We start from the raw sequence: 16,334 nt of genomic DNA on the forward strand, positions 1-16,334 counted from the left end.
TTTCTGGAGTTTGAGAAAATGACTTCAGGCGGTTTCAATCCGATTGCGGCCTTTTTCCTTGGCTCGGTAGAGCGCTTCGTCGGCCAAGTGGAGCAGTTGTTCCAGATCACGAGCGGGGGGGCAGGCCCCCAAACCAATGCTGACTGTGACCGGGCGTTTCAGCGTTAACTCCGTCGGCTGGTGACTCAGGAGATGACGGCGTAGGCGTTCAGCCAATTTTCCGGTAGCGGCAAGGTCTGCGTTGGGAACGATGGCGAGAAATTCTTCTCCGCCCCAGCGGCATAATACATCGGAAGCACGCAACGCTTTTTGCATGGTCTGGGCGGCATGTTGGAGCACTTGGTCGCCGGCGGTATGGCCAAGCGAGTCGTTGATGCTCTTGAAGTGATCGAGATCCAGAATCATTATCCCCAAGGGTCGGGCGTAGCGGTGGGTGGCGGCCAATTCCTGCTGCAATCGCTGCTGAGCGTAGCGGCGGTTGGGCAGGCCGGTCAACAGATCGGTGTTGGCGAGTTGCTCCAATTTACGATTGGCCAAGGACAATTCCTTCGCTTTGTGTTCCAGTTCGGTGCGCTCCTTGGCAAGCTCGACCTGCAAAGCGGCGATTCGCTGGCTGGCGCGGATGCGTGCCAGGAGCACCTTGAGATTGATTGGTTTGGTCACGTAGTCGTCGATGCCGGCTTCGAAGGCTTCCACCAGATCGTCCTCGCTTTCATTGGCGGTGAGCATGATGAGATAGAGATGGGGTCCTAGCGAAGATCGACGTAAATTACGAGATAGGGTCAAGCCGTCCACAGGCTGCATGGTCCAGTCGGTCACCACCAATTGGGGCGGGTTTTCGAGAATCATTTTGAGGGCTTCCCGGCCGTCGCGGCAAGTACGTACCCGATGATCGGCTTTTTGGAGTTGCTTGGACAATTTGGCCAACAGGACTGGATCGTCATCCACCAGGACAATATCCAATCCTGGCATGGATTGGAGCAGGGGCGACCGGCCGGTCGCCCCTGCTTGCTCCTTGGGGGGGAATTCCGGCGGCAAGTCGGTGCGCACTTCGATCACTTTTCCCCACGCATGCCAGGCCGTTTCGACCTCTTCGAGAAAATCCGGGAGGCTATCTTGGTCCAATTCATGATTGCTGGCGTGCCATTCGAGTGCCGGCAAGTGTTCATCGCGTGCCTGGGCCAGGCACCAGGCGGTGATGGTCCGGGCGAAGGCGATTTGACGGGCGAGGATTTGGGTCCGAGTGTCGGATGCGGAGGCAGGTTCCTTAGAGTGAGCCAGGGCGTCGCGGAAGATTTCGGGTAGGCCCCAGTCCGCCAAAAGCAGCACGGTGAGTTTTTCCTGATCGATGGCGAAGTGCTTGCGTTCCAGATTCAGCAGGGGCGATCGGCCGGTCGCTCCTGCTATTTCGTCGCTTCCAGCCTTTTCCAGACACCGAGCGTATTCCTTCGGCCAGACGGTTGCCAGGGCAAGTCGCCCGATATCGGCCAAAAGACCCAAGGTAAAGGTTTCTTCCGGTGCGATGATTCGGTTGCGGTGAGACAAGAAACTCAATGCTACCGCCATCGCCAGGGAGCCAGCCCAGTAGCGCTCGTAATTGAAATTTCGGCATGCGCCGCCGCGGTATTTCCCCACCAGTGACAACCCTAATACAAGATTGCGCACGCCACCCATGCCGATTCGAATCACCGCGTCCTGGATCGCTACAATCGGCCGCCGGGGCGCGATCAAAGCAGAATTGGCGAATTTTAACAGGCGGCTGGTGAGTGCGGGATCGGCTTGGATGAGATGGGCTAGATCTTCCAAGGAGGCATTGTCCCGGCTGGTTAATTCCAGCATCTTCAAGGCGATCCCGGAAGGGGAAGGAAGACGGTCGGTTGCCTTCAATTCCTCGAAATTGAATTCATTCAGCATGGGTGAGACTTTGTTCAAGAAATTCGATTAAATGACACACGGCCGTGGTCAGTGCATGGGTTTGGTCACCGTTTACGTCGGCATCCCCACCGCGCGCGGCTTTTTCAAGGGAAGCGGCTTGCCGGCTAATCTCGGCTGCGTGAAAATGGCTCGCCATGCCTTTGAGGGCATGAGCGGCTTCAGCCAAGGTGTCGGCGTCTTTTTTGATTTGAGCCTCCTTCAGTGCCGTTAGGCGCGTGGGCGCGTCCTCCAGGAAGAGACTGATTAATTCTTCCAGTAATTCTTGATCGCCGTCCAGGGATTCGAGTACCGCTTCCAGATCGTAGATGGGCGCTTCGTTATTTTTGGTTAAATTGGGTTGGGGCGTTTCTTCCTGTGAAAGAAAGTGGGTTAAGGTTTTTTCCAGGGCTTGCTTGGTCACCGGCTTGCTGAGGTAATCGTCCATTCCGGCGTTTAGGCATTTTTCCCGTTCTCCCTCACCGGCGTGGGCAGTGAGTGCAACGACGGGCGTACGTGGTGCATTTTCTTCCTCCTCACGGATGCGCAAGGCCCGGGTCGCCTGATAACCATCCAAAACCGGCATTTGACAATCCATCAGTACTAAATCGAAGCGTTCTTGCGCCAGTTTTTCGAGGGCAGAGGTTCCGTTTTCAACCAAGGTGACCGTCAGTTCGAATTTATTGAGAAGCCGGGTGATGACTTTTTGGTTGACCGGGTTGTCTTCCGCCACCAAAATTTTCCGCCCTGGCCAGGTGGTGGTATCGGCGGTTTGCGCGCGGTTGCCGGTCAAGGAAGCGGAAGTGTTCTGGAGTACCTCGCTCAAGACGCGCTTGAGTTGATGAGAACGCACCGGCTTGAGGAGGCAGGCGGATATACCGAGTCGTTTGCGCCTTTCGGCGTCGAGCGTCGCGCCGGAGGATAACAGCAATCGGGGGATGGTCGCCAGATGAGGCATGGCTTGGATGGCTTCGGACAATTGATTGCCGTCCATTCCAGGCATGTGAAAATCCAGAATGATGGCATCGAACGCCGCATCCCGGGTAAGCAGGGAAAGGGCCGTATGACCCGACTCGGCTTCCACGACGGTCAGGCCCAGATGGGTTAAATGGGTGGAAAGGATACGGCGATTGGTGGCGTTATCATCCACAATCAGCACCCGTTTGCCATTCAAGTCCACGGGGATTGTGGAGGGCGACTTTTCGACGGAGGGTAAAGACAATTCGAACCAGAAGGTGCTGCCCTGCCCTGGCGTGCTTTCCATCCCGATCTTACCACCCATGCGCTCGATCAGTTGTTTGCCAATGGCCAGCCCAAGTCCGGTGCCGCCATAATGGCGGGTGGTGGATACATCGGCTTGCGTAAACGGCGTAAATAGATGGGTTTGTACTTGGGGGGCGATCCCTATGCCCGTATCACGGATCTCGAATCGAAGGTTTTCCTTGGTGTGATGCTCGCCTTCCCTGGTTCCGTCCCCCTTCGGGGCGCAGTCTGTGCGTCCCGATCGGCTTTCCTGCCGATTGGTCGGACGCAATTCGACGGTTACCTCGCCACAATCGGTAAATTTGATTGCATTTCCGACAAGATTAGTGAGAACTTGGCGGATCCGGGTCGGGTCGCCAAGGCGACCGGGACTCAGCTCGGGTGGGATCAGCAAATTCAGCTCGATTCCCTTGGCATGAGCATGTGGAGCAAGGACGGTACAAGTTTCCTCGATTAATTCGGTTAAATCGAAGGACGTCGCTTCGATATCCAGTTTTCCCGCTTCTAATTTGGAAAAATCGAGAATATCGTTCAGGATGTCCAGCAGGGCCTCGGCGGAGCCGGCGGCAGTTTCCAACAGATCGCGTTGTTCCTCGTTAAGGGAGGTATCCTTGAGGAGCTCCAGCATCCCCAGCACGCCGTTCATGGGGGTACGGATCTCATGGCTCATGTTGGCGAGAAACGCGGCTTTCGCCTGGGCTGTTTGAAGGGCCTCGTCGCGGGCCGTGGCCAAGGCCAGGCGGGTTTCTTCCTGAACCAAACTCAGTGCGACGAGTTCTCCCACCTGCAGCAGTAACGCCTGACGGGTGGGGTCCCAACTCGGGTAGGGATCGGTGTAGAGAAAAAGAACACCCATTATTTCCTCACCATGACGAAGGGGAATGATGTAGTGCCCGTGGGGTTGCATTCCTGAAAAAGAATGTTCGTGGCGAGGGTCGCAAAAGCAATCGTCTGAAACCAATACTTCCCCCGACACGGCCGCTCGACCGCACAAGCACGCTCCTAAGGGAATGCGTTGTTCCTTTTGCCGAAATTCGTCGGAGAATTGGCCGTGGAGCAAAAACAGCTCCAGACGGTCCTCATGTTTCTTAAACAAACCACCCTTACGTTGCAACGTCATTCCAGGGAGACCGAATAAGACTTCCATCACTTGGGTGAGCCGCTTTTCGAGGGAAGCGGAACCTGCTAGGATCTTGGCGATCTTGAAGCGTGCTTCGGTGTCGGCCTGCTCGCGCTGTAGGCGAGCCTCTCTCTCCACTTCCGCGCTGATGTCCCGCTGGATTTGAACATAGCCGACGAGACCGTCTTTTGCGGAGTGAATCGGAGAGACGGTCATCTCCGCCCAATACTCGGATAGGTCGGAAGGAGGCATTTGCCCCTCAATAGGAAGGGGGAAAGGCTGCTTGCTTTTACGCCGTTGCAGAACTCTGCCCGCCCAGGATTGACCCGCCTTTAAAGCGGAAGCCATTTCCGCCAAAGTGTTCGGGTCGGCCTTGGGGCTATCCAGGACCTGAGGAGTGCGGCCGATGAGTTCTTGCGCCTCGTAACCGCTACTTTGACACAGGGTGGGATTGACATAACAGATCCGTCCCTTGGCGTCGACGAGGAGGATCATTTCGGAGCTGGCGTCCAGTATTTGGTGAAGTTCTTGATTCTGGTGGGTTTGCATTTACCTACAAATTGTACGGTTATGACTTATGGAACAAGCATAGACCACTTCTCAGTAAAGGATTTAATATCCCTCAATCCATTTAAGGCTCGTCGTACCTTGTGACCAATGGATGCGTAATAGAAGCGCCATCAAAATCGCCATAACGCATTGATTTTAAAAATGCTTGGAGACTTGCCGATTATGTTCTTCTTTTTAAGAAGGTTTACAGCTTGCTGAATGAAATACTACGTTAGCGACGCAAAAATTATTGACTTGATTTCCGGGGGGCAGCTTCTACTCTTTCAATCGCATCTTTGACGACTTCCCTCGTCTTTGCCTTCATCTGCAAATATTCGTCCGTGGGAAGGTAGAATGCCATGTCCACACCGTGTCTGAAATATCGAGAGGGCAGTGCATTCAGCGCGATACATACTGCATCTGCCAGAAAATCCTGATCATCTAAACGAAAGCCTGCTTGCTCTCCAAGCTCCTCTAGTACCAGCTTTTCATAGAAGTTCGAGGTTCCATCAATGATCGACATGTGTTTCTTATTCTCCGGTACGATTACTCCATTTACATTTTAGTTAAGAATTTTAGGAGTGTTAGATAGTGTCGTCACGAGATTCCGGTCCGCAACACGAGACAGCGAATTTGGACGGCGGCCAGAAACGAAGCGGACCTTTTCGCATAGCGGGTAGCGATGCCTCTCCAACGCGTGAGATGCAAGAAGGCATTCTCGACCAAGTGCCGCAGCTTATACAGATGCTTGTCATACGCCCGTTGTTCCTTGCGATTTTTCCGCGGCGGAATCTGCGCCTCCATGCCTTGGCGACGTGCCTGCTCCACGATGGCATCCCTGTCATAGCCTTTATCGGCCAACAGGTGCTCGGCGCCGATTCCCTCGATCAGTCGGCCAGCAGACGTGCAATCCGCTTGGGTACCTGATGTAATAAGCGCTCTGACCGGCATACCATGCGCATCCACGGCCAAGTGTAGCTTCGTATTGAGCCCCCTTTTGTGCACCCCATCTCTTGGTTTCCGCCTTGGGCCTCCGCGGCATGGGGGTGAACTTTGATATGGCTGACATCGATCATCAGCCATTCGTAATCGGGCTCGTTGACCAACTTCTCCAACAACCCTTCCCAGATCCCGGCATCGCGCCAGCGACAAAAGCGCCGGTGGGTGTTTTTCCAATCGCCATAGTCCGGTGGCAGGTCACGCCACGGCGCGCCCGTGCGCAAAATCCAAAACACCGCATTGATAAACTGACGGTTATCCCGCGCCTGGCCTCCCCAAGCACCCTTACGACCTGGCAAATGCGGTTCAAGTAATTCCCATATCCGATCCGATATATCATGACGTCGATGGGCTGCTGAATTCATTTGCCCTCTCTCCCGGCAGCAATAATTTTGCTTATTGTCGCACAGGTTGGTTTCTCGTGACGACACTGTCTAGAGGAAAGATTGCGTGACAACCAATGGAAACGAAGTGCGTGTCAAGACCCGCGAGATTATTAACGGGTGATTTAAACAATTTGGGGTTTTTCTCATAATCGGTTAGTGGTCGATCTCCGAAAGTAGGCAGCATGTCGGCTTCGATATTCCGCCAAACGTTGTCCGCGTGTTTGGGTTTCCATTTGCCTCAGTTGATCTCCCACCATTCCCTTGCGATTACCCGAAAGGTGTTTGAAGCCTTGCCCTGGCTGGTGACTTTTTCCTTTCGCCGCTCGGCTACCGGGTCTTTTCCCTCCCGAATCCATGCCCTGGCCTGGTCGCGGATCATGCGCGCCTCGGCCAAGGAAATCTCGGGATAGGTGCCAACAGCGAGTAGCCTTTGCTTACCTGCAAAGCGATAGGCAAAGCGCCAATACCGCGCGCCATTGGGCCTTACTTCGATGAATAGGCCGCCACCATCGGCTTTTCGGTAGGTCTTATCCGAAGGCTTGAGATGCCGCAGTGCAATGGCCGTGAGCTTCATTGTTGGTACTCCGCTTTATTGGTTTCGGCTATACCAACAATTTTTGCAGACGACAACGGCTTTTTTCGGTACTTGGTGGAAAAGAAAAAGCCGCAACTCTTTGTTTTTTCTTGAGTTGCGGCTTTTATCGGAAGCAGTAGGAAGTGCTAATGGTGCCGGGAACAGGAGTCGAACCTGCGGCCTATCGATTACGAATCGATTGCTCTACCAACTGAGCTATCCCGGCTAACGGAATGGAGTGATTATACGGCTTTGCCGATTTGATTCAAGCTTCGCCTGATGCGGGCGGATCTTCATCCAGCCATTTTTGCAGGGCGGCAATGATGTTCTTGGCTTGTTCCCGGCTGGAGATGTTGAACTTCGACCGCTGCATATACTCTCCGTGGCGTTTTTGGTAGCGCCGGATGGTGTATTTTTCCGGGCTGTAGGTCTCTTTGCGCGGGTCCCACTCCTGGTAGCGGAAGAGAATGGTCGTCCACGCGCCTTTGGAGAGGATGACTTTGTCCAGTTCCTTGACGGTTTCGATATTGCCTTCCGTTTGATTGACGGTTAAGTCTTCGGGTTTGTCTGCCATTAGGGTGTATCACTCAGTAAATCGTCGAATTCTCTCAGCAATCGGATAAGGCGCGGACTCCCTTCGCCATGGGCCATGAACCACTCCTCCGCCATGGGGGCGACGCCGCATTGGGTCGGCAGCGGCCGGCGGGCTTCGATCAGCGCGGTTACGCGGACCAAAAAGACAAACTGGAGCCATTGCGGAAAAGCTAGAGTATCACAGCAAAAAGGAAGCCGGCTGGCAAGATCTTCCGGTGGCGGAGGCGTTTTTTCCCACAGGGAGATACGGCGCATTTCCGCCTCGATGTCCAGTAAAAGGTCGGCTGCCGTATGAAGTTTTTCCATGGTCTCAAGGGGAAATGAATCGGCCGAAGGCCCGACTGCCGTTGCCGGTGGAGATGGTCGCCAAGAGGCGAAGATCCCGAGCGTCGAGCACCGACACCGAATTGCTGAACCAATTGGCCACGTAGACCCGTCGTCCGTCGGGATGGGCGGCGATGCCTTCCGGATATTCCCCTACTTCCAGGGTTTCGATGACTTTCAGCTGCTCGGCGTCGATCACCGATACGGTGTCGTCGTATTGATTGGTGACGAGCACGCGTCGGCCCTTGTCCGCCAGGGCGATGGCGTAGGGACGGTCGCCTACGGGCACGGTTTGGATCGGTTCCAGGGTCTTGGCGTCCAGGACGGTGAGGTCGTTGCTGACCACATTGGCGGCGTACAAGCGGTTCCGATTTTCATCCAGCGCGATCCCGAAGGGATGTTCCCCCACCTTTTGCTCGGCCACCACTTTCAGTGTCTGGGCGTCGATCAGGGAAACCGAATCGCTGTCGCGGTTGGCTACGTAGACCCGGCGATCGTCTCCGCTGACCGCAAGGCCGGAAGGCGATTTTCCCACCGGAATCTTGGCGATGACCTTGCGCGCCGGAATATCCAAAACGGCGACGTAATGGGCGTACCAATCGGCCACGTAGCCGCGTTTGCCTTGGGAATCCAACGCCACGCCCACCGGTCCGTCGCCCACGGGAATGGAGCCGATGGCCTTGAGCTGTTCGCCGTCCAACAGGGTGACTTCCTTGCCCGCCGAATCGGCCACCAGAACAATGCGGCCGTTTCCGCTGACCGCCACGCCGGAGGGCTTGGAGCCCACCTTCAGGGTTTCGATCACCTGGTTTTCGGCGGTATCGATCACCGACACCGTATCGTCTCCCTGATTGGTGATGAAGGCGTAGGGTTTGGCCGCAATCGGGGTGAGCCAAAAAAAGAGGGCGGCTGACGCCGCCACTGTCGAAAGGGTCGATAGCAATGGAGATCTAGTCATGTAGCAAAGGGCTATTTTTCCAGCAATTGTTTCAATCCTTCCAGGCCGCTGCGATAGAAAGCGGACATCGTATTGATAGCGGCTTCTTCGTTCATCTCTTCAGGCGGATTGTTTCTCATATAGGCCCGGTAGAAAGCACCGCGCCAGACAACCTGACTTTTGTCGGCGCCTTTATTTTTGACGAACAGCATGTCGGAATAGTTCGCCACCGGAAACATCGGCACCTGAATTTCTTCGCCGGCATGGACGATGGTTTGGGCGGTGCTCACGTCGTCGAAATTAAACTTGTAGCCGATCAGCTTTTTCTTTTCATCGTATTTTTTTAGCTCTTGGTTGACCCAGCCTTCGTCGACCAAGGTGAGTTTGCGCTTGGCGTCCTCCTCCTGGCTCCCTTCGGCGTCGCATTCCGCTACCTGCGGATGCCAGTCCTTGATGCTGCAGGGTGCTTTGATGATTTCCCAGACTTTGTCCGCCGGTGCGTTGATGACGATAGTTTCCTGGGTTTTTTGCCGAACCGGGCCGTGGGCCGAAGCCGAGACGGCCCAAAACAAGGCCAGCAAGGGCATTAATGCCGTGAACTTCCGCATATATCCTCCAAATTGGATTGGCTTGAGCAAAATTAAAAATCATGACAGGCTTTTTCCGAGAAGGCAATGGGTCACGTCGGGAGTATTTCCCGTCCGTAGGCTTCCAACGCTTCCAGGATAGCCATGCGGTTCTGAACGGCTTCTGAACGTCGCAAACGTTGCAGAATCTCACGGTACTGATCCCGGACGATGCTGGCCCCGCTTTCGGGGGAGGTCAAGCGTTCCCGGCGAAACGCGTCCCACCGCCGTCGTTCCTCGAGGGTTAGGGTTTCCGGCCAGTTGCGCGCCCGATAGCGAAAGACCATCTCCGGCAGGCGGGGATCGTCGAAATCGCCGTTGAGCCCTTGCAAGCGATGGGGCGCTGTCCGGCGGATCCGTTCCAGGCGGGCGCGGTCGGCGTCGCCCAGAAAACCGCCGCGGTAGAGCATCCAATCGGGATCGGCCACCGGCTCCCGATCGGCAAAGTCGAAAATCTCGGGCAATAGGGTTTTGAGATAAGGTCGGTGGCGACGCAGGTGCTCCAGGTGGCGGCGACACCGTTCCGGGTCTATCCCCAAGCGCTCGGCGTCCCTTCCGCGCAGCGCCGAAACCGGCGCCAACACCGGGCAGCGATTCACTCGGACGGTTTTCAGGGGCAGGCGCTCCGAACCTTCGGGCAATTGATCGCCGGGAGTGAACAAGCGTTCCCGGAGGGTATCGGCGTCCAAGGTCAATAGCGGATCGGGGTCGACGCTCAGATCGTAGACGATGACGCCGTTGGGGTTGTTCGGGTCCGGCGCGATAGGCGCCACCATCGCCAGGCAGCCGCGTCGGGCCGGGTATTTTTCCGAGACGTGTAGCACCGGCCGCATTGCCTCGAGGTCCAGCAGGTTGCGGACCTCGGGCTTGAGTCGATGGTCGAAGCAATAGGCGTAGAGTTTGGGCTGGCGGGCTTTCAGCAGGCGGGCCAGTTCAATGGTGGCGCGCACGTCGGCCAGGGCGTCGTGCGCGCCCGAGTGCTCGATCCCGTTGGCCGCGGTCAAGCGATCCAACTTGAAGCAGGGTGCGCCGTCGTCGCGCTTGGGCCATGCGATGCCCCGGGGCCTGAGCGCATAAGCCAGTCGCATCGCATCGATCAGATCCCAGCGCGAATTGCCGTTTCGCCATTCGCGGGCGTAGGGGTCGAACAGATTTCGGTAGAGCGTGTGCCGGGTGATTTCGTCGTCGAAGCGGATGTTGTTGTAACCCGTCACGCAGGTATGGGGCTGCGCAAATTCGGCATGAATGCGGGCGATGAAATCGGCTTCGCGGAGTCCCTTTTCCCGGGCGAGTTGCGGGGTGATCCCGGTGATCAGGCAAGCTTCCGGCTGCGGGAGAAAGTCGTCGGCGGGTCGGCAATACAACACCAAGGGATCGCCGATGGGATTCAAATCCTCGTCGGTGCGCTGGCCGGCGAACTGAGCCGGTCGGTCGCGCGCCGGATCGGCGCCGAAAGTTTCATAATCGTACCAATATAAGCTCGGCATGATGAAGGAGAGAAAGATGATTTTCAGGTATAATAGTGCAATTTATTTTCGGTTACGGTAAAGACGCCATGCGCATTTTGGAAGAAGCCATTACTTTCGACGACGTTTTGTTGGTTCCGGCCCACTCTACCGTATTGCCGGGAGACGTGGATCTTTCCACCCGCCTGACCCGGGAAATCACCCTCAACACCCCGCTCGTCTCGGCGGCCATGGATACGGTGACCGAGGCGCGACTGGCGATCACCATGGCCCAGGAAGGCGGCATCGGCATCGTGCACAAAAACATGACCGCCGAGCAGCAAGCCGCCGAGGTGGCCAAGGTCAAGAAATTCGAAAGCGGCATCATCAAGGACCCCATCACCGTTTCTTCGGACACCACCATCCGCCAGGTGATCGACTTGATGCGGGCGAAGAATATTTCCGGCGTGCCGGTGGTGGATCGCTCCGGTCGGCCGGAAGGGATCGTGACCAATCGCGATCTGCGTTTCGAAACCCGCTACGATGAAGCGGTCGCCAAGGTCATGACGCCGCGGGATCGCTTGGTCACGGTTCCCGAGGGCGCTCCCAAGGAAGATATCATCCGCCTGCTCCACGAGCACCGGATCGAAAAGATTCTGGTGGTCGACGAAGAGCTCAAGCTTCAGGGCCTGGTGACCGTCAAGGATATTCAGAAGGCCAAGGATTATCCCCGCGCCTGCAAGGACGACCAGGAACGTTTGCGGGTCGGCGCCGCCGTCGGCGTCGGCGCGGGTACCGAGGAGCGCGTGGCGGCATTGGTCGCCGCCGGGGTGGACGTAATCGTGGTGGACACCGCCCACGGCCATTCCCAGGGGGTGATCGACCGGGTGCACTGGATCAAGCGCCATTACCCCGAAGTCCAGGTGATTGGCGGTAACATCGCCACCGGCGAGGCCGCCGTGGCCTTGCTGGAAGCTGGCGCCGACGCGGTCAAAGTGGGGATCGGACCCGGTTCCATCTGCACCACCCGGGTGGTCGCCGGGGTCGGCGTGCCGCAAATCAGCGCGGTGGCCAATGTGGCCCATGCCCTCAAGGACACCGGCCTGCCCTTGATCGCCGACGGCGGCGTCCGTTATTCGGGCGACGTGGCCAAGGCGCTGGCCGCGGGTGCCTATTCGGTCATGCTGGGCAGTCTGTTCGCCGGTACCGAGGAGGCGCCGGGGGAAGTGGAGCTGTATCAGGGGCGTTCCTACAAAACCTATCGGGGCATGGGGTCCCTGGGCGCCATGTCCCAGCAACAAGGTTCCAGCGACCGCTATTTCCAGGAAGACGCCGACTCCATCGAGAAACTGGTCCCCGAAGGCATCGAGGGTCGCGTGCCTTACAAGGGCAGCGTGATGGCCATCATCCACCAACTCGTCGGCGGTATCCGTGCCAGCATGGGTTACACCGGTTCCCGAACCATTGCCGAATGGCACGAAAAAGCCCAGTTCATGCGCGTGACCGGTGCCGGGACCCGGGAGAGCCACGTCCACGACGTGGCCATCGTCAAGGAAGCGCCGAATTATCGGATGGATTAGTTCTACCCACGTTAAGTAAGTTGTAAAGAAATTGGACATTCACGCGCATAAAATCTTAATCTTGGATTTCGGCTCCCAGTATACGCAACTGATCGCCCGCCGAATCCGAGAGCTCGGCGTCTACTGCGAGATCCATCCGTTCGACTGGGCGGAGGAATCCATCCGCCGTTTCAACCCGCGCGGCATCATCCTCTCCGGCGGCCCCCAGACCACCACCGAAGCATTTACTCCGCGCGCCCCCCAGGTGGTTTTCCAGCTGGGCGTGCCGGTGTTGGGGATCTGTTACGGCATGCAGACCATGGTCGCTCAATTGGGCGGTCGGGTGGAATCGGCCCTCAAACGTGAATTCGGCTATGCCCAGGTGCGGGTGAAAGGCCATTCGCCTCTGTTGGAAGGCATCGAGGATCACACCAATCCGGAAGGCGAAGCGCTGCTGGATGTCTGGATGAGTCACGGCGACCGGGTGATCGAGCTGCCTCCCGGCTTCAAGGTCATCGCCTTCACCGATGATGCGCCCATCGCCGGGATGGCGCTCGAAGGCGGGGATTTTTACGGTCTCCAGTTCCATCCCGAAGTGACCCATACCCATCAGGGAAACCGCATTCTGGTCCGCTTCGTTCACGATATTTGCGGATGCGGAGCGGCTTGGACGCCGGCCAATATCGCCGACGAGAGCATCGACGCCATCCGCCGCCAGATCGGTGAGGAAAAGGTGCTCTTGGCCCTCTCCGGCGGCGTGGATTCGTCGGTGGTCGCCGCCCTGCTCCACAAGGCGATCGGCGATCAGCTGACCTGCGTATTCGTGGATACCGGGTTGCTGCGCCTCCACGAAGGGGATCAGGTGATGCTCAACCTGGCCAAGCACATGGGGGTGAAAGTGCTCCGGGTCAACGCCGCCGAGCGCTATTTCGAGGCCCTGAAGGGAGTTTCCGATCCGGAGGAAAAGCGCCGGGTCATCGGCCGCCTGTTCATCGAGATCTTCGAGGAAGAGGCGGCCAAGATCCGGGACGTGCAATGGTTGGCCCAGGGGACCATTTATCCCGATGTGATCGAGTCGGCGGGAGCGAAAACCGGAAAGGCCTCCTTGATCAAATCCCACCACAATGTGGGCGGCCTTCCGGACACCATGAATCTGAAGCTGATCGAGCCGCTGCGCGAATTGTTCAAGGACGAGGTACGCAAAATCGGCTTGGAGTTGGGGCTGCCTTACGACATGGTCTACCGCCACCCCTTCCCGGGGCCGGGCTTGGGGGTGCGGATTCTGGGCGAAGTGGTGCCCGAGTACGCGGCGATTTTGCGCCAGGCCGACGATATCTTCATCTCCGAGCTGCGCAAGCACGATCTTTACGACCAGGTGAGCCAGGCGTTCGCGGTTTTCCTACCGGTCAAATCGGTGGGCGTGATGGGCGATCAGCGCAGCTACGACTACGTCGTCGCCCTGCGGGCGGTGGAAACCACCGATTTCATGACCGCCCGTTGGGCGCGGCTTCCCTACGCGTTTCTGGAGGTCGTCTCGCGCCGGATCATCAACGAAGTCAGGGGCGTCTCCCGGGTGGTCTACGATGTCTCCGGCAAACCGCCGGCGACGATCGAGTGGGAGTGAGATAGCAAATTCGCCATTGGCCGGGGCGGAGGGTAGCCTCTCGTTGCTAATAGTTGCACTCACAAAAGACAATCGTTATCATTTGCGTCCGTTTTTATGCTATTTAAATTACTTAAAAGGGGGCGCAATGAAATCGGCCAAATGGTCACTCATCTTATCGTTGGGCGTATTGCCCTTGGGCGCCGCGGCGGAAGAGTCGACCGCGGATGAATCCACCGAAGCCTCCGTGCTCGAGACCGTCCAGGTGATCGGGGATGCCGCCAATGTCGCGACCATTCCCGGATCCGCCACGCTCATCGGAACCGAGGACATCCGAACCCAGAGCTATAGCGACATCAATCGGATCTTGCGCCGCGTACCGGGGGTGTATGTGCGCGAGGAAGACGGCTATGGCTTGTTCCCCAATATCAGTCTGCGGGGGGTGGATACCAGTCGCAGCGCCAAGGTGACCCTGATGGAGGACGGGGTGTTGACGGCGCCGGCGCCTTATTCGGCGCCCGCCGCGTATTTCACTCCGTCGGCGGGCCGCATGAGTGGCATCGAAGTGCTCAAAGGCTCCAGCCAGATTCAATACGGTCCTCACATCACCGGCGGTGTGGTCAACTATCTTTCGACCCCGATTCCGGAAACCGGCAAGGCTTATTTGAAAGCCCTCTACGGTAGTTACAACGAGATCCGAACCCATGGGTTTGTGGGCAAGACCGTCGACACCGATCTGGGACGTTTCGGTTATGTGCTGGAAGGGTTTTTCCGCGAGACGGACGGTTTCAAGCGCATCGACAAAGCGCCCGATTTCAACGATCGGGATCAGACCGGGTTTACCCAAATCGAACCCATGATTAAGGTCATGTGGGAGCCGAAGACCGACATTTATCAGCGCTTGGAAGCGAAATTCGGTTATTCGAACTTGCAGGCGGATGAAACCTATCTTGGATTGAGCGAGACGGACTTCGAAAAGGATCCTTTCAGGCGCTATTCGTCTTCCCGTTTCGACAACATCAGCACCAACCAATATCGGACCTATCTGCGCTATTTCGTCTCTCCCACCGATAATCTCGATCTGATCACCACCGGCTATTACAGCCAGTTCCATCGCAACTGGTTTAAACTGAACGATTTGCGCAACATCCCGGGGGTGGGCAATATGGATTTGTCTTCAGCCCTGGGAGGCGCCGAGAACGGTCAAGGCCTGGCCTGCCTGAAAGGTCAGCTGGAATGCACCTTGCGCGTGCGCAACAACGATCGCAGTTACTATCTTTGGGGAATCGAGCAGAAAGCCGTCTATCGCATGACTCTGGGCGATACTTATCATCAGCTTTCCGGCGGCTTCCGCTATCACGAGGATCAAGTCCAAAGAAACCAATTGGATGAGTTGTTCAGCCAAAATACGGACGGGGTGATTTTCGATCGGGCCAAAGACGGTCCCCGGGGGAAAGCGGGGGAACGCACCCAGCACACCAAGGCGTATGCCTTCTTCTTGCAGGATCGCATCGAATGGGGCAAATGGGGATTCACACCCGGCATCCGCTATGAACATGTGGTTCAGGACCTGAAGGATAACAACTCTCCCCAGGACAACGGCTCCAACACCCTTGACCTGTTCGCCGGCGGAGGCGGAGTGGACTACACCTTCAACAACGAATGGATGGCGTTCGCCAGCGCCCATCGCGGGTTCTCGCCGCCCAGTCCCCGCAGCGCCGTCAGGGACGGTTTGGACGAGGAAACCAGCACCGCGTGGGAGTTGGGGGTGCGATACAATAAAGGGCCGTTCTCGGCCGAAGTGGTGGGATTCTACACCCAGTTCGAGGATCTGATCGTGATCAACAACATTGGCGGCACCGGTACCGGCGATACCGAAAATTTCGGCGAGGTTGACAGCCGCGGGGTGGAAATGGCCTTGAATTTCGATGCCGGATCCGCTTTCGATTGGGGCTTCAGCAATCCTTATTTCGTCTCTTTCACTTATACCAACGCAATTCAGAACAATGACGCCCAATCCACGGACCCCGAATCGATTTTCAGCTTCGGGAAGCAAGGCAACAAGGTTCCCTATATCCCCGAATATGCCGTCAGTTTCGGCACCGGCCTGCACTTCAATCGCTGGGGCATCGATTTGACCGGCAATTACGTGGGGGAAACCTTTACCAGCGCCAACAATACCACCCAGCAGATCAATGGCGCCGGGGAGCCCGATGCGCGTTTCGGCAAGACGGACGACTATTTGATTTTCGATGTGGCGGCGTATTATCAAGTCAGCGACAAAATTCGCGTACTGGGCGGGGTGCAGAATTTCACCAATCGTGAATACCTGGTCTCTCGGCAACCCCACGGCCCGCGTCCGGGAATGCCGTTGTTCGCCTACGGCGGTTTCGAAATGGAGTTCGGTATTTGATCGGTGATCTTGTCGTTGACGATATCACCGG

13 protein-coding genes and 1 tRNA gene are annotated in these 16,334 nt (G+C 57.0%); 3 read left to right on the forward strand and 11 right to left on the reverse strand.

What is annotated here, in order from left to right; genetic code table 11:
- Nucleotides 1-24: 24 nt before the first annotated feature.
- The 11 genes from H035_RS0100215 to sbcB all read right to left on the reverse strand — a co-directional run bounded on the left by H035_RS0100215 (nucleotide 25) and on the right by sbcB (nucleotide 10,770).
- Nucleotides 25-1,914: a GGDEF domain-containing response regulator gene (locus H035_RS0100215; protein ID WP_022947005.1), complete on the reverse strand. Its 1,890-nt coding sequence runs from the start codon at nucleotides 1,912-1,914 to the stop codon at nucleotides 25-27.
- The gene (locus H035_RS17445) at nucleotides 1,904-4,843 is read right to left on the reverse strand and encodes a response regulator (protein WP_022947006.1); all 2,940 of its coding nucleotides are present in this window, start codon (nucleotides 4,841-4,843) and stop codon (nucleotides 1,904-1,906) included. The genes H035_RS0100215 and H035_RS17445 overlap by 11 nt, the downstream gene beginning before the upstream one ends.
- A gap of 247 nt (nucleotides 4,844-5,090) precedes the next feature.
- Nucleotides 5,091-5,366 carry a late competence development ComFB family protein gene (locus H035_RS0100225; protein ID WP_022947007.1) on the reverse strand — a complete coding sequence of 92 codons (276 nt, stop codon included), beginning with the start codon at nucleotides 5,364-5,366 and terminating at the stop codon, nucleotides 5,091-5,093.
- A 74-nt stretch (nucleotides 5,367-5,440) separates the two neighbouring features.
- A protein-coding gene (locus H035_RS21095; protein ID WP_152485928.1) for an IS5 family transposase occupies nucleotides 5,441-6,207 on the reverse strand; the annotation gives its coding sequence in 2 pieces (ribosomal slippage) (nucleotides 5,441-5,832 and nucleotides 5,832-6,207; 768 coding nt in all).
- A 259-nt stretch (nucleotides 6,208-6,466) separates the two neighbouring features.
- A complete protein-coding gene (locus H035_RS17450) occupies nucleotides 6,467-6,802 on the reverse strand; it encodes an Arm DNA-binding domain-containing protein (RefSeq protein WP_026596093.1) in 336 nt (111 codons plus the stop codon).
- Nucleotides 6,803-6,952: 150 nt separating this feature from the next.
- Nucleotides 6,953-7,028: transfer RNA gene (locus H035_RS0100245), tRNA-Thr, on the reverse strand.
- A 39-nt stretch (nucleotides 7,029-7,067) separates the two neighbouring features.
- On the reverse strand, nucleotides 7,068-7,376 hold the full coding sequence (locus tag H035_RS0100250; protein ID WP_022947010.1) for a hypothetical protein: 309 nt from the start codon (nucleotides 7,374-7,376) through the stop codon (nucleotides 7,068-7,070).
- Nucleotides 7,376-7,702: a YqcC family protein gene (locus tag H035_RS0100255; protein WP_022947011.1), complete on the reverse strand. Its 327-nt coding sequence runs from the start codon at nucleotides 7,700-7,702 to the stop codon at nucleotides 7,376-7,378. The genes H035_RS0100250 and H035_RS0100255 overlap by 1 nt, the downstream gene beginning before the upstream one ends.
- A 4-nt stretch (nucleotides 7,703-7,706) precedes the next feature.
- Nucleotides 7,707-8,678, reverse strand: a complete 972-nt coding sequence (locus tag H035_RS0100260; protein WP_084684778.1) for a YVTN family beta-propeller repeat protein — start codon at nucleotides 8,676-8,678, stop codon at nucleotides 7,707-7,709.
- 11 nt (nucleotides 8,679-8,689) lie between these two features.
- Nucleotides 8,690-9,265: an SRPBCC family protein gene (locus H035_RS0100265; RefSeq protein ID WP_022947013.1), complete on the reverse strand. Its 576-nt coding sequence runs from the start codon at nucleotides 9,263-9,265 to the stop codon at nucleotides 8,690-8,692.
- Nucleotides 9,266-9,336: 71 nt separating this feature from the next.
- Nucleotides 9,337-10,770 carry an exodeoxyribonuclease I gene (gene sbcB, locus H035_RS0100270; RefSeq protein WP_022947014.1) on the reverse strand — a complete coding sequence of 478 codons (1,434 nt, stop codon included), beginning with the start codon at nucleotides 10,768-10,770 and terminating at the stop codon, nucleotides 9,337-9,339.
- 68 nt (nucleotides 10,771-10,838) lie between these two features.
- Between sbcB and guaB the strand changes: the two genes are divergently transcribed.
- The 3 genes from guaB to H035_RS17455 all read left to right on the forward strand — a co-directional run bounded on the left by guaB (nucleotide 10,839) and on the right by H035_RS17455 (nucleotide 16,303).
- Nucleotides 10,839-12,308, forward strand: coding sequence for an IMP dehydrogenase (gene guaB, locus H035_RS0100275; protein ID WP_026596095.1), 1,470 nt, complete (start codon nucleotides 10,839-10,841; stop codon nucleotides 12,306-12,308).
- A gap of 31 nt (nucleotides 12,309-12,339) precedes the next feature.
- The gene (gene guaA / locus H035_RS0100280) at nucleotides 12,340-13,911 is read left to right on the forward strand and encodes a glutamine-hydrolyzing GMP synthase (protein ID WP_022947016.1); all 1,572 of its coding nucleotides are present in this window, start codon (nucleotides 12,340-12,342) and stop codon (nucleotides 13,909-13,911) included.
- A gap of 127 nt (nucleotides 13,912-14,038) precedes the next feature.
- Entirely contained in the window at nucleotides 14,039-16,303 is a 2,265-nt protein-coding gene (locus tag H035_RS17455; protein ID WP_022947017.1) for a TonB-dependent receptor family protein, read from the forward strand.
- The last annotated feature ends 31 nt before the right edge of the window (nucleotides 16,304-16,334 follow it).

This window comes from Methylohalobius crimeensis 10Ki (genome assembly GCF_000421465.1).
Classification (GTDB): Bacteria; Pseudomonadota; Gammaproteobacteria; order Methylococcales; family Methylothermaceae; genus Methylohalobius; species Methylohalobius crimeensis.